General features: G+C 68.2%; 17 protein-coding genes. 10 read left to right on the top strand and 7 right to left on the bottom strand.

Annotated elements, in window-relative coordinates:
• Nucleotides 1–106: 106 nt before the first annotated feature.
• The gene (locus D7Y04_RS30305) at nt 107–997 is read right to left on the bottom strand and encodes a CPBP family intramembrane glutamic endopeptidase (RefSeq protein WP_121761540.1); all 891 of its coding nucleotides are present in this window, start codon (nt 995–997) and stop codon (nt 107–109) included.
• 101 nt (nt 998–1,098) lie between these two features.
• On the opposite strand from D7Y04_RS30305, the gene D7Y04_RS30310 reads away from it, so the two are divergent.
• Genes D7Y04_RS30310 through D7Y04_RS30325 form a run of 4 tightly spaced genes read left to right on the top strand, consistent with a single transcriptional unit; the run spans nt 1,099 to nt 3,762 of the window.
• Entirely contained in the window at nt 1,099–1,479 is a 381-nt protein-coding gene (locus D7Y04_RS30310; RefSeq protein ID WP_121761541.1) for a type II toxin-antitoxin system PemK/MazF family toxin, read from the top strand.
• A 32-nt stretch (nt 1,480–1,511) separates the two neighbouring features.
• A complete protein-coding gene (locus D7Y04_RS30315) occupies nt 1,512–2,090 on the top strand; it encodes a TetR/AcrR family transcriptional regulator (RefSeq protein ID WP_121761542.1) in 579 nt (192 codons plus the stop codon).
• Between the two features lie 2 nt (nt 2,091–2,092).
• Nucleotides 2,093–2,947, top strand: coding sequence for an N-acyl homoserine lactonase family protein (locus tag D7Y04_RS30320; RefSeq protein ID WP_121761543.1), 855 nt, complete (start codon nt 2,093–2,095; stop codon nt 2,945–2,947).
• A 2-nt stretch (nt 2,948–2,949) separates the two neighbouring features.
• Nucleotides 2,950–3,762 (top strand): HEAT repeat domain-containing protein, encoded by an 813-nt coding sequence (locus D7Y04_RS30325; protein WP_121761544.1) that lies wholly within the window; start codon nt 2,950–2,952, stop codon nt 3,760–3,762.
• A gap of 6 nt (nt 3,763–3,768) precedes the next feature.
• Here D7Y04_RS30325 and D7Y04_RS30330 read toward each other — a convergent pair whose 3' ends face one another.
• Nucleotides 3,769–4,590 carry a nuclear transport factor 2 family protein gene (locus tag D7Y04_RS30330; protein ID WP_121761545.1) on the bottom strand — a complete coding sequence of 274 codons (822 nt, stop codon included), beginning with the start codon at nt 4,588–4,590 and terminating at the stop codon, nt 3,769–3,771.
• A 72-nt stretch (nt 4,591–4,662) separates the two neighbouring features.
• Between D7Y04_RS30330 and D7Y04_RS30335 the strand changes: the two genes are divergently transcribed.
• Nucleotides 4,663–5,553 (top strand): LysR family transcriptional regulator, encoded by an 891-nt coding sequence (locus D7Y04_RS30335; RefSeq protein ID WP_121761546.1) that lies wholly within the window; start codon nt 4,663–4,665, stop codon nt 5,551–5,553.
• Here the strand turns inward: D7Y04_RS30335 and D7Y04_RS30340 are convergent.
• Complete coding sequence (locus D7Y04_RS30340; protein ID WP_121761547.1) at nt 5,516–6,391, bottom strand: aldo/keto reductase family oxidoreductase; 876 nt, start codon at nt 6,389–6,391, stop codon at nt 5,516–5,518. The two genes, D7Y04_RS30335 and D7Y04_RS30340, sit on opposite strands and share 38 nt — an antisense overlap.
• A gap of 94 nt (nt 6,392–6,485) precedes the next feature.
• Between D7Y04_RS30340 and D7Y04_RS30345 the strand changes: the two genes are divergently transcribed.
• Entirely contained in the window at nt 6,486–7,394 is a 909-nt protein-coding gene (locus D7Y04_RS30345; protein ID WP_121761548.1) for a LysR family transcriptional regulator, read from the top strand.
• A 12-nt stretch (nt 7,395–7,406) separates the two neighbouring features.
• On the opposite strand, the gene D7Y04_RS30350 is transcribed toward D7Y04_RS30345, so the two are convergent.
• A complete protein-coding gene (locus D7Y04_RS30350) occupies nt 7,407–8,018 on the bottom strand; it encodes a hypothetical protein (protein ID WP_121761549.1) in 612 nt (203 codons plus the stop codon).
• Nucleotides 8,019–8,305: 287 nt separating this feature from the next.
• Here D7Y04_RS30350 and D7Y04_RS46615 point away from each other — a divergent pair, with 287 nt between their 5' ends.
• Both D7Y04_RS46615 and D7Y04_RS30360 read left to right on the top strand, forming a co-directional pair.
• Entirely contained in the window at nt 8,306–10,660 is a 2,355-nt protein-coding gene (locus D7Y04_RS46615) for a M4 family metallopeptidase (protein WP_304988640.1), read from the top strand.
• A gap of 223 nt (nt 10,661–10,883) precedes the next feature.
• Nucleotides 10,884–12,104: an FAD-dependent monooxygenase gene (locus tag D7Y04_RS30360; RefSeq protein WP_121761550.1), complete on the top strand. Its 1,221-nt coding sequence runs from the start codon at nt 10,884–10,886 to the stop codon at nt 12,102–12,104.
• Between the two features lie 10 nt (nt 12,105–12,114).
• Here D7Y04_RS30360 and D7Y04_RS30365 read toward each other — a convergent pair whose 3' ends face one another.
• From D7Y04_RS30365 to D7Y04_RS30375, 3 genes are all read right to left on the bottom strand, one after another.
• Nucleotides 12,115–13,836, bottom strand: a complete 1,722-nt coding sequence (locus D7Y04_RS30365; protein ID WP_121761551.1) for a GMC oxidoreductase — start codon at nt 13,834–13,836, stop codon at nt 12,115–12,117.
• A gap of 130 nt (nt 13,837–13,966) precedes the next feature.
• Nucleotides 13,967–14,578, bottom strand: a complete 612-nt coding sequence (locus D7Y04_RS30370) for a hypothetical protein (protein WP_121761552.1) — start codon at nt 14,576–14,578, stop codon at nt 13,967–13,969.
• Complete coding sequence (locus tag D7Y04_RS30375; protein WP_120594757.1) at nt 14,568–15,041, bottom strand: MarR family winged helix-turn-helix transcriptional regulator; 474 nt, start codon at nt 15,039–15,041, stop codon at nt 14,568–14,570. The genes D7Y04_RS30370 and D7Y04_RS30375 overlap by 11 nt, the downstream gene beginning before the upstream one ends.
• Before the next feature lie 106 nt (nt 15,042–15,147).
• On the opposite strand from D7Y04_RS30375, the gene D7Y04_RS30380 reads away from it, so the two are divergent.
• Nucleotides 15,148–16,935, top strand: coding sequence for a DUF885 domain-containing protein (locus D7Y04_RS30380; RefSeq protein WP_121761553.1), 1,788 nt, complete (start codon nt 15,148–15,150; stop codon nt 16,933–16,935).
• Nucleotides 16,936–16,999: 64 nt separating this feature from the next.
• Entirely contained in the window at nt 17,000–18,481 is a 1,482-nt protein-coding gene (locus D7Y04_RS30385) for a metallophosphoesterase (protein WP_158627612.1), read from the top strand.
• Nucleotides 18,482–18,516 lie beyond the last annotated feature (35 nt).

Raw genomic sequence — 18,516 nt, forward strand, 5'->3', positions numbered from 1 at the left:
TCACGTACGAGGTCGCAAGCGAGCCGAAGCCGCGTGGTTGCTCGCACTCGTCGCCCACAACCTCCTGCTCGCCATAGCGCAAGGCTGGTTCGACGAGTCGGAAGGCTCATTTCTTCTCACGCCCTGACGCCTCGCCGGGGTGGGGCAGTGCCTCCTGCTCCGGCGCGGCGGAACCCTTCCAGCGTGTCAGGGCAATGATTGCCACGCTCAGGACGGCGACGCAGAAGATGGACGCCTCCAGGCCGTAGGCGCCGCCCGTGAGCCACTCCGGGCGGCCATCGAAGACGGGCGTCCACCACCCGCGGGCTTCCTTGCCGCTCACTCCGAAGCCCATCGTGCCCAGGAACCAGTTCCAGCCCATGTGCACGCCCACCGGCAACGCCAGGTGCCGCGTGCGCAGGTAGCACAGTCCCAGCATCCAGCCCGCGAGGAAGGTGGTGATCATCGCCACGACGCGCGTGGGGACCTCCATGTCCGTGCTGAAGGGGTGGGCCAGGCAGAAGAGGAGGGAGATGACCACCTGCGCCCAGCGCGTGCCCAGGCCCCGGATGGCGCGCTGGAAGAGGTAGCCGTGGAACAGCGCCTCCTCGAAGAGGCCCACGCCCAGCATCAGCAAGGCCATCCTCACGATCGCTGTCACCTGGGCATTCGCGGCGCGCTCCAGGTGGTAGCCACCGGCCACCCAGCCGCACAGGGCCACGAGTCCCACCAGCACCACGCCGGCCAGGGCCCCCGCGCCGAACTCACGGCCCGCGCGCCGGTCCAGCGACATGCCGAGCGACGCCAGCGGCTGGCGTTCGAGACGCAGGGCGCCGAGCGTCCCGAGCAGCACCCCCAGGAACGCGAGGAAGGAGTGGGGCACGAACGGCTTCACGGACGCGGGCAGCAGCGACCAGAGCCACAGCAGGAGCCCCACCAGCGCGACGGTCGGCAGGAGGAAGGCCAGTCCCTTCCACCCGTTGCGCAAGTGCCCTTCACCATCCCGGAACACCTTCATGCGGATCGACCTCGCAGCGTGGTTGCGTGCCCTGCCTACAACCAACGCGCGGCCCTGGGAAGGATTGCCCTGGTTCGACACGGCGTGGCACAACCCGGCGCATGAGCACGGGCCCGAAGACGATCCGCCGGGGCGACCTGTACTGGTGCGAGCCGGATGAGGCACGGGGCTCCGTGCCGCCCATCGCCCACCCGTACCTCGTCATCCAGGATGACGTCTTCAACCGCTCCCGCATCCACACCGTCATCGTCTGCGCGCTCACCTCCAACCTGAAGAGGGCGAGTGAGCCCGGCAACGTGCTGCTCGAAGCAGGGGAGGGCCAACTGGCGAAGCAGAGCGTCGTGGTCGTGTCGCAGGTGTCCTCGGTGGAGAAGTCGCGGCTCGGAGAGCGCATCGGGGCCCTCTCCGACGCGCGGGTCGAACAGGTCCTCGCGGGCCTGCGCTTCCAGCAGGCCTCCTTCTTCCGCGACCCTGGTATTTGACCTGCAGGTACAAAACGACATAGAAGGCCGCCATGGCACGTCCCCGGAAGTTCCAGCCGGAAGCCGTCGTGGAGAAGGCGATGGAGGTCTTCTGGGAGAAGGGCTACGCGGCGGCGACGCCGCAGGAGCTGGGCGAGCGGATGGGGTTGGGGCGAGGCAGCCTCTACAACACGTTCGAGAGCAAGCACGGTCTCTTCGAGCACGCGCTGCGCCACTATCTGGACCATGAGGCGGTGAAGCTGCTCACGCTCCTCCAGCGGCCCGGGCCGGTGAAGCAGCGGCTGCGGGCGTTGATGCTCGCCATCATCGAGATGGACCTGGCGGACCCGGAGCGCCGGGGCTGCATGGCCATCAACACCGCCATCGAGCTGGCCGGTCGGGATGCCTCCGCGACGAAGCTGGCGGCGCGCATGTTCGACCAGACGGAGGCCGCGTTCCTGGCCGTCCTCCAGGAGGGGCAGCGCACGGGAGAGCTGGCTGCCCATCAGGATGCGGAAGCGCTGGCGGCCCTCCTGCTCAACACGCTCACCGGCTTGAGGGTCCTCGGAAAGACGGCCGAGGACGCCACACGGTTGGAGCGGATTGTCGACACCGTCCTGAAGGCCTTGTGAACATGCCGCGAAATCCCTCCACCCCACTCGCGGTGCTCCTGTTGGGGCTGCTCACGGGCGCGTGCGTGCGTTCGACGGCGCCAGACGCGTCGCCGGTTCCCGCGCTCCGTCTCTACGCATTGGACTGCGGCCACATCGACGTGAAGGACATGGGGTTCTTCGCGGACGGAAGCCCTCCGGGAGGCAAGCCCGGTGAGCTGATCGTCCCGTGCTTCGTCATCCAGCATCCGCGGGGCACGCTCGTCTGGGACACGGGGCTGAGCGACGGGCTCCCGGTTGGAGCGGAAGACCCGGTGGGCAATCGCTTGCGGCTGGAGACCTCCCTGGCCGCGCAGCTCCAGAAGCTGGGGCTCACGCCCGCGGACGTGAGCTACGTGGGATTCTCCCACCTGCATGCGGACCATGCGGGCAATGCCAATGCATTCCCCACGTCAACGTGGCTCCTCCAACGGCGCGAGCTGGAGTGGGCGACCCGGACGCCGGCCCCTCCGGGCGTGGACCCCAGCCGCTTCTCCGCCTGGCGCGAGGCCCGGGTCCAGCTGCTGGACGGCGAGCTGGATGTGTTTGGCGATGGCACCGTGAGAATCATCCCCACCCCGGGCCATACGCCTGGACACCAGTCGCTGGTGCTTCGCCTGCGGCAGGCGGGGACGTATGTGTTGTCTGGAGACCTCTGTCACACGCGGGAGAACTGGGAGCACCACGGTGTGCCGGCCTTCAATGACAGCCGCGAAGACACCCTGGCGTCCATCTCCCGGGTCGAGGCCCTGGTGAAGGACTCGCACGGAGCCTTCGTCGTGGAACACGCCCCCGAGGACTTCAAAGCCCTGCCCGCGTTCCCGGCTGCCCTGGAGTGAGCGTGGCACACGAACCAGACAACGATGACCGGGCGGTGGAGACGCTGGTGGCCAGGGCGCTGCGGGGCGTGCCGGAGGGCTCCGAGGCCTGGGAGGCCATCTACGCCCTGCATCGCAGGGGAGGGGAAGCCGTCTTCGCCGCCGCCAGCGCGCTGCTGCGCTCGCGCCTCCCCCATGAGCGAGCGCGGGGCGCCGACATCCTGGCGCAGCTTGAGCAGCCTTCCGACGTGCGGTCGCGTGCCGCGAACCAGATGCTGCCGCTGCTCCTCGAGGAACAGGACGCGCAGGTCCTGTCGTCGCTCATCGCGGGCCTGGGACACCTGGGTGACGTGCGGGGGCCGCCAGCGATTGCCCTCTTCCGGGAGCATCCCTCCGCCCAGGTTCGCGGCTCGGTGCTGTTGAGCCTCCTGAAGTCGTCTGGTGCGGAGCCGCTGTCCGTGCTCCTGCCGTTCCTGGATGATCCGGACGAAGGCATCCGGGGGCTGGCGATGGCCCACCTCCGGCTCTTGGCCCCGGAGGCCGATACTCTCGCGCTCCGGGATTCGCTCGTGCGCCGCATGGACGACGGGAGTCCGGTCCTCCGGGCCGAAGCCGTGCTCCTTCTCGCGGAGCGCAAAGACACACGTACTCTGGAGCCGCTGCGCAGGGCCCTCCGCCGCTCGCGTGTCCGACAGGAGTTCGTGGAGGCCGCCGGAGCGTTGGGAGACCCATCGCTGCTCCCCGTGTTGCGAGCACTGGAGGGGCAACGCCAGGACGACCGCCCCTTCACGCGCGCATTGGCTCAAGCCATCGCCGCGTTGGAGTCGGTGGCCTGAGTCACGTCATGGAGGCGGAACGGGATTGCCCCAGGCCGCGGCGGAGATGCGCCACTGCCCGCCGGTTCGCACCAGGAGGAGATGGTCGATGAAGCGCACGCCTCCCACGCGGACCTCCAGCTTCGCGGCGGCCACGTTCCCCCGGACCTCCACCTTCAGGATGTTCCAGGGACTCTCCCGGTCCTGGATGCCCGCCTCCGCGTTCGCCGCGTAGCGGGCCGCGGCCTCCGACAGCGTCCCCCACGCGAAGGGAACGCCTTCGACGTTCAAGCGGTAATAGAGGCAGTCCGGCGTGTGCGACTGGTGCAGCAGCGCGTGGCTGTAGAGTGCGTGCGCTTCGATCTTCGCGTCGAGCACCGCGCGAATCTCCTCCTGCGCGGATGCAGACCCAGGTGCGCTTTCTCCCGGCGCGAGCCGCTGGAACACCTTGCCCACGATGCGCCAGCCCACCGGCGTCTCCACCACGAGCAGCAGGTCATCGAACGTGTGGTCCGGCCAGTGGGAGACCGCCTCCATCAACACGAAGGGGCCCTCACGGTCGAGCACCGTCATCCCGCGCTCGCTCGCGGGCTGGGGTGCATCCGCATCCAGCACCTGCCACCACTCCAATTGGGTCCGCGTCCGCAGCGCTCCATCCACCCCGTCCACCCAGTGCATGCGCACGTCTGGATGGAACGCGGACCGCAGCAGCCGGCTGGAACCCGTGTCGGAGGCCTGGAAGTACGCCTGCACGGCCTCTTCGGGACTGGCGTGCAGGCGAGAAGCGGGGCCGGTCCGTGCACAGGCCGTGAGCAGCGCGAGCGTCACCAGCGGAAGGGTCTTCGACATGCCCGGCAAGGTGCGCGTTCACGAGCAGGGACGCCAATTGATAGTAGCGCCGTGAATCCATAGAACGCTTCGATGGACTTCCCAGACCTCCCCTTCCTGCGCACGTTCGTGACCGTCTACGAATCCCGGGGCGTAACGGAGGCGGCGGCGCGTCTGCATCGCACCCAGCCCACGGTGAGCTATCAGCTGCGCCGGCTGGAGGAGACGCTCGGCGCGCCCCTGTTCGAACGCCGCTCCGCGCGGCTTGTGCCCACGCCCCTGGCGGACCGGCTCTTCAGGTTCCTCGGAGGCTTCGCCCGGGACGTGCAGGCGGTGTTGCAGGGAAGCGAGGAAGACCGTCCGCTTGAGATCGCCGCGGTGTCTGGCTTTGGCCGCTACGTGCTCTTCCCGCTGCTGCGCGAGTCGGAGTCACTTCACCGGACGCTGACGCTGCGCTACCCGCCAGCGGAGGAGGTCTTCCGCCAGGTGTTGGAGGGCCAGGTGGACGTGGGCTTCTCCTTCCGGAGCACGGTGCATCCCCGGCTCACGCTGACGCCTGTCTACGAGGAGCATCTCGTGCTCGTCGCGGGCAGGACCTGGGCCCGGCGCCTGCGCGTGCAGGAGCACTTCCAGGACGTGCCATTGGTGACCTACGACGAGGGGGACTACGTGGTGGGCCGGTGGCTGGGCCACCACTTCGGCCGGCGCCATCCCCACTGGTACAGCACCGCGCACTTCGAGGAGTTGGAAGAGGTGCTGGAGTGGGTGGCACAAGGGCGCGGCGTCGCCGTCGTGCCTGGCTTCTGCATCCCGAAGGGGCGGGGCCTGGGCGTGGTCAGCTGGGGCAAGCCCGCGCTGACCAACACGGTGCATGCCGTGCAACGCACCCAGGCCCCTGTGAGGCCCGCCGTCGCGGAGCTGCTGGCGCGCCTGGCGCCTCCGGAGGTCAGGCGTTCGGGCTCGCCACGGACTCCAATTCCTTGAGCGCATCCTCCGGGAGCTTGAGGTCAGCCGCGGCCAGGTTCTCCTTCAGGTGCGCGACGGACGACGTGCCAGGGATGAGGAGGATGTTGGGCGAACGGCGCAGCAGCCACGCCAGCGCGGTCTGCATGGGCGTCGCGTTCAGGCGGGCCGCCACGGCGGACAGCGTGGACGACTGCAGCGGGCTGAACCCTCCCAGCGGGAAGAACGGCACGTAGGCGATCTTGTCCTTCGCGAGCGAGTCGATGAGCGCGTCGTCGTGCCGGTGCGCCAGGTTGTAGTGGTTCTGCACGCAGACGATGTCCGCGATGCGCCGCCCGTCGGCGACCTGTTTGGCGGTGACGTTGCTCAGCCCGATGTGGCGCACCAGGCCTTTGCGCTGGAGGTCGGCGAGGACGGTGAGGGCCTCTTCGATGGGGCCTTCGGCGGGCCCGTGCGTGTCGAACATGAAGCGCAGGTTGACCACGTCCAGCACGTCCCGCCCCAGGTTGCGCAGGTTGTCGTGCACTGCCTGCGTCAGCTCTTCCTTCGAGAAGGCCGGGAGCCAGGAACCGTCATTGCCGCGCCGGGCGCCAATCTTGGTGACGATGACGAGGCCGTCGGCGTAGGGCGTGAGCGCCTCGCGGATGAGCTGGTTGGTGACGTGCGGGCCGTAGTAGTCGCTCGTGTCGATGTGGTTCACCCCGCGGGCCACGGCCTCGCGCAACACGGCACGGGCGGCGTCCGGGTCCTTCGGCGGGCCGAAGACGCCGGGTCCCGCGAGCTGCATGGCCCCATAGCCGAGGCGCTTCACGGGGTGGCCCCCGAGGGGGAAGGTGCTGGATGAGTCGATACCGGGCATGCTCCATCTCCTTTTGAGATGGAGCATGCATAGCCACCGTGGACTTTCTGCATAACGGGGCACGACCCGTACAGGTTGTGCGGAGTGGCGAACAGTGAAGGTCGACCTGGGTGATTTGAACGCCTTCGTGGTGGTGGCGCGGGCCCGCAGCTTCCGCGAGGGTGCCCGCCTGAGCGGGAGCAGCGCGTCCTCGCTGAGCGACGCGGTCCGCCGGCTGGAGGAACGCCTGGGCGTCCGCCTGCTCAACCGCACGACGCGCAGTGTTGTCCCCACCGAAGCCGGAGAGGGCCTGCTGGAGCGCCTGGCGCCCGTGCTGACGGAGATGGAGGCCGCGCTCGACGTGGTGAACGGCTTTCGCAACCGGCCCGCCGGCGTGTTGCGCCTCAACGTGCCCATCAGCGCGTCACGGCTGGTGTTGCCGCGCATCGTCCCGCCGTTCCTCGCCGCGTACCCCGACATCCAACTGGAGGTCATCACCGAGGACAGCTTCGTGGACGTCATCGCGGCCGGCTGTGACGCGGGCATCCGCTACGACGAGCGGCTCGAGCAGGACATGATCGCGGTGCCCATCGGGCCTCGCGTCCAGCGCCACGCCACGGCCGCGGCCCCGGCGTACCTGGAGCGGCATGGACGGCCGGAACATCCCCAGGACCTGCTGCGGCATGCCTGCCTGCGCGGCCGTTTCGCGAGCGGCGCGATGACGCTCTGGGAGTTCGAACGCGACGGCGAGGTGGTGACGGTCGAGCCCTCGGGGCCGCTCATCGTGCGAGCGGGTGGGGCGACGGACCTCGCCGTCGACGCCGCCATCGCGGGCACCGGCATCGTGCATCTCTTCGAGGACTGGCTGCGCCCGTACCTGGACAGCGGCGCGCTGGTGCCCGTGCTCGAATCCTGGTGGCAGCCCTTCCCGGGGCCCTTCCTCTACTACCCGGGGCGGCGCTTCGTGCCCGCGCCGCTCCGGGCGTTCATCGACTTCATCAAGACGCCGGAGACCCGGCCTTGATGCCAGGGGGCGTCAGGGCTCGGAAACGCTCACGGTGAAGCCCTTGGGGACACTGGATTCATCCAGCACGTGCATGAAGGCCTGGGCCGTCCACTCCACATCGACCGTGCCGGGGTCCGCGACCGTGCCGGAGTCCGCGTCGGATGGGACGTCGATGCCAAAGACGGCCTGCAGGGTCCACTCGCAGCCTTGATCCTCCGAGCATTTTTCGCTGAGGAACTCCATGCTCTCCACCGCCACGGCGACGTCGGGCTCCAGGACGCTTCTGCGGTCTTCATGGAGGGTCTCTCCGTGAAGGTGGCTGATGACCAGCGACGGCTTCGTCGTCTGGGCGGGGTCAGACGGCGTCCACTTCGCCTTGGCCTGGATGTGCACCTCGCCTTCGACCGGATCCGACAACTTCTTCGTCGCGGAGGCCCGGACGACCACCGTGCGCGTGACCCTGCCGGTCTCCGTCGTCAGGCGGAAGGGCGTGCCGGTGTGGACCGGGGACGCCACGTCGTTGGACTGGGCTCGCGAGGTGGCCACGACGCTGGCGCAGGCCAGCAGCAGCACCAGACGTGACGCCCAGGCACGGGTCGCGGTGGGGATTCGCTCGAAGACGGAGGGACGGGCTCGACGCATGGCTTCCTCGGGCAGGCGTGAAGGTTCCGGGCGTACGGGGAAAGCCCGGGCGTCGCGACCTAGAGCAATCGCAATGCCACGCACTCCCAGAGGGACGCGGGGCCTGAGCGCCATGCTCCAGCGTCACAATCAGGACATGTGTGTCATATGACAGCCGGGGCCGTACTTGGAGTATGGGAGGGCTGTTGACGTCCGGTGTTTCCGTTTTTTAGGTTTGTTCCTGGAGAGCGGTTATTGCGCGCTGCATCTCGCGGCGGTCGCGACCCCGGGCTCCAGGAGTGTCAGACGTGAAATCCCTTCTCCAGAACCCAGCCCTTGCCGCGGCCCTGACGTCGATGCTGGCCGCTGGCTCTGCCTCCGCGGCGAGCCGTGTCGACCTGCAACAGGAGGAGTTGGGGGCGATCCGCCAGCGGCACGCGGCCACTTTCCTCATGGGTGGCGCCGACCGTGAGCCTGCCCGCCACGCGCAGGCGCTGGGCCTCGACGCGAACTCGGGACTGACCCTGCTCAACAGCGTCAGCGACCACGGCGTGCGCAACCACCGCTATCAGCAGACCTTCCGGGGCCTGCCCATCTTCGGCGAGCACGTCATCGTCAACGAGGACGCCAACGGGGAGCTGCGCGCGCTGTTCGGGCGCAAGGTCACCGGTCTGGAGCGAGACATCCCGACGGGGGCGCCCCGGCTGTCCGCCGCGGAGGCGCTGGACATCGCCAAGGGGGCCAGCCTGGGCAACCGCGTGCGCGCCATGCTCGTCGAGAACGAGCGCTCCGAGCTGATGATCTACGTCGACGATGACGGCCGCGCCCACAAGGCCTACGTCGTCAGCTACTTCGCGGACCTCGTCGGTGGAGGGGCGCCCACGCGGCCCCTGGTCATCGTCGACGCGGAGGGGGGCCGGGTGCTCAAGCAGTGGGAGAACCTCCAGCACGTGCTCATCGGCACGGGCCCTGGCGGCAACGCCAAGACAGGCCAGTACGAGTACGGCACGAACTATGGCTACATGGACGTGGCGCAGTCCGGCACCACGTGCACGATGACCAACGCCAACGTCCAGACCGTGAACCTCAACGGCGGGACCAGCGGCTCCACCCCGTTTGCCTATACGTGTCCCCGCAACACGGTGAAGACCATCAACGGGGCGTATTCGCCGCTCAATGACGCGCACTACTTCGGCAGCGTCATCTTCAACATGTATCAGGCCTACGTGGGCAAGGCCCCGCTGACCTTCCAGCTCACGATGCGGGTGCACTACGGCAGCAATTACGAGAACGCGTTCTGGAACGGCTCGGCGATGACGTTCGGCGATGGGTACACCACGTTCTACCCGCTGGTCAGCCTGGACGTTGGCGCGCACGAGGTGTCGCACGGCTTCACCGAGCAGAACTCGGGGCTGATCTATTCAGGCCAGTCCGGCGGCATCAACGAGGCCTACTCGGACATCGCGGGTGAGGCCGCCGAGTACTACATGCGCGGCACCAATGACTTCCTCGTCGGCGCTGAAATCTTCAAGAGCAGCGGGGCGCTGCGCTACATGGCCAACCCGCCACAGGATGGCCGCTCCATCGGCCACGCCTCCAACTATTACAACGGCCTGGACGTGCACTACTCGTCCGGCGTGTACAACAAGGCCTTCTACCTGCTGGCCACCACGCCGGGCTGGGGCACGGTGAAGGCGTTCCAGGTCTTCGCCCGCGCCAATGACCTGTACTGGGGCCCGAGCACGGACTTCAACCAGGGCGCGTGCGGTGTGCAGACCGCGGCGCAGGACTACGGCTTCAATGTCTCCCACGTCGCGTCGGCCTTCGCCGCGGTGGGTGTGAGCTGCGGCGGCGCGGTCGAGCTGTTCCGGCAGACGGACACCAGCGGCAAGCTCACCATCGCGGTCTTCGAGCGCTATGCGACGACGAGCGCCGGGACGACCACCCACTTCACGGTGACCGTCCCCAGCGACTTCGTGGTGATTGGTGGTGGCGGCGAGGGCAAGGAGGGCCCCTCGGGCAACCTGCTGACCGCGTCGTACCCCGACACGGGGCTGACCTCGTGGCTGGTGTCGGCCAAGGATCACCTCATCGCGGACCCCGCGCAGGTGCGCGCGTGGGCCATTGGCCTGAAGGTCGCGGGGCTGACCCCGGCGCAGCTGCGCACCTACCTGACCGTCAGCACGGCGACGAGCGGCACGATCGCGCACCCTGACGTCACCGCGTCCCTGCCGGCGGGCTATGTGCTGGCGGGCGGCGGCATCCGGGTGAACTGGAGCGGCTCGGGCAACATGGCCACCGCCTCGGCGCCCTCGACCACCACGTCCTGGCGCGTGCGCTCGAAGGACCACACCAATTCGTCGCCCGCGACGGCGACGGCGTATGCCATTGGCATCAACGGCACCATCCCGGGCGTGGGGACCATCAGCAATGTCATCAACAGTGGCACGTCGTCGGTGGTCTCGCACCCCAACTACACCGTGGGCCTGAGCAGTGGTTATGCGCTCAGCGGCTGCGGTGCGTTCGTCAACTGGAGCGGCGCGGGCAACATGCTCTGGCGCATCAAGCCGGTGAGCTCGGGCTGCGCGGCCGCGTCCAAGGACCACGAGAGCGCCTCCCCGGCGTCCATCTCCACCTACGCGCTCGGTCTGCGCGCGTTCTGAGCGGGAGTCCTTTCATCCAGAGGCCCGGGCCACGTCACGCGGCCCGGGCCTGCTGTTTCAGCTCGCCTGGGCGCAGGGGGGATGGGTGGAGTCAAGCCGGATTGAATCCGCACGGTGGGTGGGCACGGCACGCGCACGTCGTCCGGGTCGCCTGTCCTGAGCGTACTCGACATGTCTGAACGGCCGACATCGGAGGAGGAGCAGGTCCGGTAGAAGGGCCGTCATGAAGCCTCCTCGCATTGTCATCGTGGGCGGTGGTCCCGCCGGAATGGTCCTCGCGTATCAGTTGGTCACGAACGGCGTTCCGGTCCGCGTCCTGGAGCGCCATCCGGACTTCGAACGCGAGTTCCGCGGAGAGCTCCTCCAGGCGCCGGTCGTCGAAGCCCTGAAGCGCGCGGGGCTCTTCAGCGCGCTGCTCGAGCGGGGGCAGGCGCTGCCGGACATCGAGCGGGTCATGTACGTGGGCGAGCGCCGCACGGTCCGCGTGCCGGGTCCCCGGGAACAGGGGGCCGTGGTGTCGCAGCCCGGGATGCTCGCGCTGCTCCACGAGCAATGCCTGCGTCATCCCCACTACCGCATGGACTTTGGCACCACGGTGCTGGACGCAGTGCAGGAGGAGGGGCGCGTGGTCGCGCTGAGGACCCGCCGCGACGGCGTGGAGGAGCGCGTCGACGGAGACCTCTTCATCGTGTGCAACGGACGCAACAGCCACCTGCGCAAGTCCTGCGGCCTGGAGACCGAGCAGTTCGAGACCACGGCCGACGCGCTCTGGCTGCGCTTCGATCTCGCTGATGCACCGGAGGCACTGCCCACGTCGCTCCAGGTGCACATGTTCGGCAAGGGGCGGGTGGTCGTCTTCCAGCCCTCCACGCGGCACCGGCTGCACGTCGCCTTCAGCGAGCCGGGCGACCTCAACGGGCTGCGCAAGGACCTCCCGGAGCTGCGCCGACGGCTGCTGCCCACGGTGCCGGAGACGCTCCGGCCCCACGTGGAGCGCAAGCTCGATGAGCACACGGAGTGGCAGGTGTTGCGGATCCTCGTGGACCGGGTGAAGCGGTGGCATGCCCCGGGGGTCCTCTTCCTGGGAGACGCGGCGCACACCATGTCGCCCTCGGGAGGGCAGGGGCTGAACCTCGCCATCAAGGACACGTTCGTGGCCGCCAACCACCTGCTGGATGCCATCCGTGAAGACCGGCCGCTGGACGCGGCGGTCTTCGACAAGATCCAGAGCGAGCGCCAGCCCGAGGTCGACCAGGTGCAGGCGGGGCAGACGCGAGCAGGGCAGATGGTGCTCAAGCAGCTCGGCGTGCTGCACGTGATGTTCACCATCCTGGGCGCGGTGATGGCCGTCGCGGGCAAGAAGATGCAGGGCACGGCCGGGCCCGTGACCGAGCCGCGCTACTTCACACCGCTCGCGCGCGGCACGGCCATGGGCCCCGAATGAGCGCTCCCGCTCAGCCGCGCAGGCGGTCCGCCAGGTCCTGCGCCAGACCGCACATGGTGAGCGTGGGGTTCCACGAGCCCGAAGTGGGGAACAACGCGCCGCCCGTCACGTAGACGTTGTGGACGCCGTGCGGCCGGTAGTCCAACCCGACCACCGACGTCGCCGGGTCCCTGCCCATCCACAGCGGCGAGGCCTCGTGCACGATGATGTTCAGGCGGATCTTCTTCCGGTCCGGCCGCTCCGACTGCCAACGGCCGCCGTTGCCGCTCGCGTCGTCGACCCAGTATTCGACCTCCGGGTCCGAGCACCCTGCGCGCCCGGCCATGACGTCGATGGACTGGTAGGTCGCTTCGTCGAGCACGTCCCACAGGTGGTGGTCCTGCACGCCGGGCTGGAGCTGGAGGGTGATGTTGGTGGCGGGGTCGGTGCCGCCGTTCATGCGGATCCAGTTGTCGGGGTTCTTCTCGCTCACCTCGCCCAGGGTCGCGCAGACGAACACGACGTAGTCCTCGGAGCCCTTCAGCTGCGCCATCGACGCGACGGCCGCCGCGTCCGGGGCCTCGTGGGCGATGGTGCTCTCATCGGCCTCCGGGTTCGCGGAGGCGAAGGCGCTGGTCTGCACGTGGTACTGCAAGCCATTGGGCGCCTTGCCGTCCAGGTACGTGGCGCCAATCTCCAGCGCGGCCAGGTCCTTGAACGCCGAGCGCTTCACGCGCGCAGTGATGTGAGACATGAAGTGGCCGGTGTAACGCTTGCCGATGTTCGGCAGGGCCTCCTTGAAGGAGTTCATCAGCAGCGTCGCGGGCGGGATGGTCCCCATGGCCAGCACGACCTTCGCCGAGCTCACCGCCAGCGGGCCGCGGGTGGTCTCCAGCGCGGTCACCGTCCCATGGCCGTCATGCACCAGCCGGTTCACGACGCAGTGGTCGACGATGGTCAGGGGCTGCCCCTTGCCCTGGGCCGCCAGCGCCTTCTGTGATTGCTGCAGGTCCAGCAGCGTGCCGACGGTGGAGTACTTGTAGAACTTGACGCCCTTCCAGGGCGTATTGCCGACGGCGATGGGGGCCGGGAACGCGCTCTCCGCCGAGGGCACGTAGCGCTTGAAGTTCTCCCGGAGGTTCACGTCGATTTGATGCTGGAGGCTGCCGTAGACGCCGTCGTGGACCTTGTCCATCGGGGTGACGTGCAGGAACGCGCGGGCGCGGTCCCAGAAGCCCGGCTGGAGCGTGACGTCGATCAGCTCCTGCGGCCAGTCGCGCATCAGGTCGGGAGTCGGGGCAGGGCACCAGGCGCTCCAGTAGGTGGAGCGTCCGCCCAGCACGGGGATGTAGCCCGCCTGGAAGAACTCCAGCTCCGTGGTCGCCATCCGCGTCGTGCGCGTCCACGGGTACGTGGTGGGCGGCGAGCCGGTCGCGGCCTGGAAGGCGAGCGGGAGCATCTGATAGTGCGTGGGCAACCAGAAGCCGCCCCGCTCCAGCACCAGGATGCGCACGTTCGGGTTGTGCTTCAGCGTCTGCTCGATGAAGGCCACCCCGGTGGGCCCGGTGCCAATCACGATGAAGTCATACGCGGACGCCTGGATGTCGCTCCAGTCGTTCGGCGTGGCGAAGAAGGCCTGTCCGGCGATCTGATCCGCGCTGGCCTCCTGCGGACCGGGGACGGGATAGCCGAGGGAGATTCCTTTCGGGATGTTTCGGGAGCCAGCGAAGAACTTCTTGTAGTTGGCGGCCATGGGACCTCGACAAGCAATGGGGCTGGAGGTGCTTGCCTTGGGATTTGCAGGGGCCATGCCGCGACGGCCCGGAGGCGGGGACGCCCGCGCGAGCAGGGAAATGCGTCGCTTCAGGAAGCGCTGGCGTCTTTCAGGGACGCAGGGGGGCGGGCACTTCCCCCAGGGCCACGGCCAGCTCCGCCCGGGCCGCGAGCGCCTGTTCCCTTTCCATCGCAGTGCCCGCATCCGGCTTCTTCATCGCGGCATCCAGGACCTTCGCGGCGGCGGCGTCATCTCCCTTGAAGTCGCGCAGGCGCCGGGCCGTCTTGAGCGCCTTGCCGAGGAGGGACGTCGGCGTATCCGCGTCGTCTCCATAGCCGTCCGGCTCGTCACGGCGGATGAACATGAGCGAGTTGCCGGAGGGGTCGGTGAGGGTGAAGCGCGACTGCCCCTTCCGCATGCGAGTCATGCGCGGGAGCCCCCGGACGGGAGTCCGGCCATAGGCCTTCCGCAGCGCGGCGAGGAAGCGCGCGTGCAATTCCTCGACCTCGTCCACGATGATCAGACAACTGCTGAAGGCCTTCAGCGGATCCAATCCCTTCAGGCCGAAGAAGTGGAGCTGCGCACCTCCCCGCTGTGTCGCCGCGTAGGGATTGGGTGCCCGTTGTTGGTACGTCACCTCGAACCCGAGCAGCGCGTAGAACTCGAGCGTCGACGTGAGCTCCACGCAGGGGAGCAGGGGGATGCTGGTGTCACTTTTCATGGGAGCGCTCCGCTTCGGCCAGGTCCTTTTCAAGCCGCAGGCGCGCTTCGCGGACGCCGTCGACCGCCGCGTCGAGGAGCGCCGGGGCGATGCTGGCACCCAACCGGTCCGCCCATGTGGCATGCGCCTGTTCGACCTTGCGCAAGGCGCGGCGCCCGGCGGCCGTGAGCGCGACGCACTTCGCCCGCTGGTGATGCGGGTTGTCGACGAACTCCACGAAACCGTCGCTCGCGAGTGCGTCCGCCGTCTGCTGCACGCTCTGCCGCGCGAGGCCCATCGTGCGCGCCACGGCCGCGACCGTGGCGGGACCATGGTCGATGACGCCCAGCACCTGCCAGCGGGCGCTCGTCAGTCCCGCCGGAGCGCTCAGCCGGTCTCCAGCCTGGAGCAGCAACCCATTCAACTGGAACACCTCCAGGACCAGGGCACTGAAGGTCTCAGCTTTTGGGGTCAACGGTGGCATTGGCAGGAACCTGTCAATTTGACAGGTCCATGTCAACTCTCCGGGTCGCTTGTCGTGTGAGAGGCCATGGGCGACGCTCCCCGCGTCTCCTTCCCCCAGAGGCTCCATGAACGCACTGCGAACCCCGAGCGTCCTCGCCGCGTTGCTGCTGCTGTCCCCTGGATGCACCACGTCCCGTCCCGCGGCCCGGGACGACGTGCAGGCCGCCACGCCCTCGGAGTCCTCCGCGCAGGTGGCGCTGCGCGGCTTCGTGGACGCGTACTTCGAGGAGCACTTCCGCCGCTCGCCCATGTCCGCCACGTCCGCGGGCATGCACACGTATGACGGAGAGCTGCGCGGCTTCCGGCCCGAGGAGCGGGCATCGCACCTGGCGTTCCTGAAGGACCGGCTCGCGGCGCTGCCCCAGACGGTGGACCGGGCCGCGCTGCCTCCGGGCGACCGGGCCGACTACGACATCCTGGAGAACCACTTCCGGGCGCGCATCCTGGACCTGGAGACGGTGCGCTCGTGGGAGCGCAACCCGAACACCTACCTGGGCTTCGCGTCCAACGCCGTGTACCAGCTCATCAACCGCGACTTCGCGCCGCTGGAGGAGCGGATGCGCTCCGCGGTGAAGCGCATGGCGGTGGTGCCGGAGGTCTTCGCGGCGGCCCCGGCGACCTTGAAGAACCCGCCGAAGCTGTGGACAGAGATCGCCCTGGAGCAGGCGAAGGGCACGCGCTCGCTCTACGCGCAGACGCTGCCGCAGGCCTTCGCGCCGGTGCAGGACGCCGCGCTCCAGGCGGACTTCAAGCAGTCTCAGGCGAAGTGCCTGGAGGCCATTGATGGCTACATCCGCTTCCTGAAGGACGACCTGCTGGCCCGCTCGAACGGGGACTTCGCCATTGGTGAGGCGACGTATCGCCAGAAGCTCCAGTACGAGGAAGGCGTCACGGACAGCATCGACTCGCTGCTGGCCTGGGGGCGCGCGGAGATGAAGCGCACGCAGGAGCGGTTCAGTGCGGTGGCCGCGCGGATTGCCCCGGGCAAGGCGCCCATGGACGTGTACCGCGAGCTGGGCAAGGAGCACCCGGCGGGCGCGGAGCTGGTGTCCACCACCACGGCGACGCTGGAGGACATCCGCCAGTTCCTCATCGACCACCGCATCATCACCGTGCCCAGTGAGGTGCGCGCGAAGGTGGCGGAGACGCCGGTGTTCAGCCGCGCGCTGTCCTTCGCGAGCATGAGCACGCCCGGCCCGTTCGAGACGAAGGCGACGGAGGCGTACTACTACGTGACACCGCCGGACCCGGCCTGGAGCGCGGAGCAGACCTCGCAGCACATGAGCTTCTACAACCGCTACGCGCTGCCGCTGGTCTCCATCCACGAGGCGTACCCCGGGCACTACGTGCAGTTCCTGTGGACCAACCGCATCCAGTCCAAGGTGCGCCGGCTGCTGGGTTCAGGTTCCTTCAGCGAAGGCTGGGGCCTGTACACGGAGCAGATGATGCTGGACGAAGGCTACGGCGGCACGGGTCCGCAGGCGGACCGGCTGCGGCTGAACCAGCTGGCGCTCTATCTTCAGCGGCTGGCGCGCTACGTGGCGGGCCTGTCCCTGCATACGCGCGGGATGACGTACGACCAGGCCGTGAGCCTCTTCGAGAAGGAGGCCTACATGACGCGCATCAACGCGGAGCGCGAGGCGCGCCGTGGCACGTCCGACCCGACGTACCTGGTGTACGCGCTGGGCAAGAAGATGCTGATGGAGCTGCGTGAGGACGCGAAGGTGAAGTGGGGCAGGGACTTCACCCTCCAGCGCTTCCACGACGCCGTGGTCTCCCACGGCTACCCGCCCGTGCCCATCGTGCGGCAGCTCCTGCTCGGCGAGGACGCGGCGCCTGCCGCGTCCCGCTGAGCACCGTCGGCTGGCATGTCCCGCTCCTGTTATCACGCTCCTCGGTGCGCATAGACTGTTGCCCGTGAACCGTCCGTTCTTCAGCTGGATCCACCTCTCCGACATTCACGTCGGACACGGTGATGCGACCCATATCGAAGATCAGAAGCTGGTGCTGGGGGCGCTGCGCCGCGACGTCGAAGTCATGCTCGCTTCCGGGGTACCGCGGCCCGATGCGATCTTCGTGACGGGCGACATCGCGTTCAGCGGAGCGTGTCGCACGCCAGACGAGTACATGCGGGCAGTGCGGTGGTTGACCGACATCGCGAGGGCTGCGGGACTGGAACTCGGCTCGGTCTTCGTCGTGCCTGGCAACCATGATGTTCAACGCCCGGCGGACAAGCCAGTGACGGCCAGGACGCTGCTGCGCCAACTGCGCAAGGGCGAACCCTCGCTCGACGAAGTGTTAGCGGATTCCGCAGGCCTGGTTCAATTGAGAGCGCGGCAGGCGAACTACCTGGCATTCGCTGAGGGGTTCGCGCCCGCGTGCCGGACCGACGCTGAGACTCCCGGTGCACAACTCTACTGGCGGCATACCCTGGAGATGCCTGGCGGACCGCGGCTCAGGATCATCGGCCTGAATACCGCGCTCCTGGCCGCGGACGAGTCCGTTTTCAAGGCCGACCAGGGACGCCTGTGGTTGGGTACCCGACAGCTCTCAGCAGTCTTTACCGAGCCGGAGGTCGCACCCAACGAGGTCGCCATCGTGCTCAGTCACCATCCGCTGCGCGACCACTGGCTCGCGGACGAAACCAACGCCGCGCGGTGGATTCGCCGCCACGCACATCTCCATCTCTCGGGCCACGTTCACGAGGGCACCTCGGAGCGTGCAGGTAACGGTGGCGGTACGGCGCTTGTCTCGATCTCCGCAGGAGCTGTTCACGGCGAGAAGACCCCGCACGGCTACCCGGCGCGGCACGGCTATAACTTCGGTGCCCTGGTGGCGCGAGACGGCGCCCTGAAGGTCCGCATCTGGCCTCGAATGTGGTCAGACGTGCACAAGGACTTTCGCCTGGATGTCGACAACGTACCGCCCAACGAAACCTACGCTGAGCATGATCTGCCTCGCATGAAGGCTCCCGTGGGAGTCAACGCGGAAGCTCCAGCCATCCAAACTGGCTCCCAGCGCGACGCGAGCCCTGAGGAGCCACGAAAGATTCGACTGACCGTCCATCGTGCGTTCTTCCTCAGTGGCGGTCAGGAGTGCTTCTTCATCAACGCAACCAACAGCTCCAGAACCCGAGAGGTGGAATTGACGCATGTCTGGCTTCAACTCCACTCTCAGCTTGCGGTGCATCAGGCAGACAGGCCGCTGCCCAGACGACTGAAGCCCGATGAATCATGGGAGACCTGGATCCGGGTCGACGCAGTGCCGGAGCAGTTCCATGAGAGTCTCTACACGCTTGCGCGGGCCCGGCTCTCCAGCGGTCAGGTGTTCTCTTCAGAGAAGAACGACGACGTCCCCGAAGAAGGCGCAGTCCCAGGCGGTCCCATCAGGGAGATTTGAGCTGCCCCAACGCGCCCGCTTCCATGACGAAGCGG

The organism is Corallococcus sp. AB038B (genome assembly GCF_003668955.1).
Lineage (GTDB): Bacteria > Myxococcota > Myxococcia > Myxococcales > Myxococcaceae > Corallococcus > Corallococcus exiguus.

Coding starts and splice junctions, on each gene's coding strand:
- D7Y04_RS30305 (WP_121761540.1), bottom strand. CDS start 997: ATGAAGGTGTTCCGGGATGGTGAAGGGCACTTGCGCAACGGGTGGAAG.
- D7Y04_RS30310 (WP_121761541.1), top strand. CDS start 1,099: ATGAGCACGGGCCCGAAGACGATCCGCCGGGGCGACCTGTACTGGTGC.
- D7Y04_RS30315 (WP_121761542.1), top strand. CDS start 1,512: ATGGCACGTCCCCGGAAGTTCCAGCCGGAAGCCGTCGTGGAGAAGGCG.
- D7Y04_RS30320 (WP_121761543.1), top strand. CDS start 2,093: ATGCCGCGAAATCCCTCCACCCCACTCGCGGTGCTCCTGTTGGGGCTG.
- D7Y04_RS30330 (WP_121761545.1), bottom strand. CDS start 4,590: ATGTCGAAGACCCTTCCGCTGGTGACGCTCGCGCTGCTCACGGCCTGT.
- D7Y04_RS30335 (WP_121761546.1), top strand. CDS start 4,663: ATGGACTTCCCAGACCTCCCCTTCCTGCGCACGTTCGTGACCGTCTAC.
- D7Y04_RS30340 (WP_121761547.1), bottom strand. CDS start 6,391: ATGCCCGGTATCGACTCATCCAGCACCTTCCCCCTCGGGGGCCACCCC.
- D7Y04_RS30350 (WP_121761549.1), bottom strand. CDS start 8,018: ATGCGTCGAGCCCGTCCCTCCGTCTTCGAGCGAATCCCCACCGCGACC.
- D7Y04_RS30360 (WP_121761550.1), top strand. CDS start 10,884: ATGAAGCCTCCTCGCATTGTCATCGTGGGCGGTGGTCCCGCCGGAATG.
- D7Y04_RS30365 (WP_121761551.1), bottom strand. CDS start 13,836: ATGGCCGCCAACTACAAGAAGTTCTTCGCTGGCTCCCGAAACATCCCG.
- D7Y04_RS30370 (WP_121761552.1), bottom strand. CDS start 14,578: ATGAAAAGTGACACCAGCATCCCCCTGCTCCCCTGCGTGGAGCTCACG.
- D7Y04_RS30375 (WP_120594757.1), bottom strand. CDS start 15,041: ATGCCACCGTTGACCCCAAAAGCTGAGACCTTCAGTGCCCTGGTCCTG.
- D7Y04_RS30380 (WP_121761553.1), top strand. CDS start 15,148: ATGAACGCACTGCGAACCCCGAGCGTCCTCGCCGCGTTGCTGCTGCTG.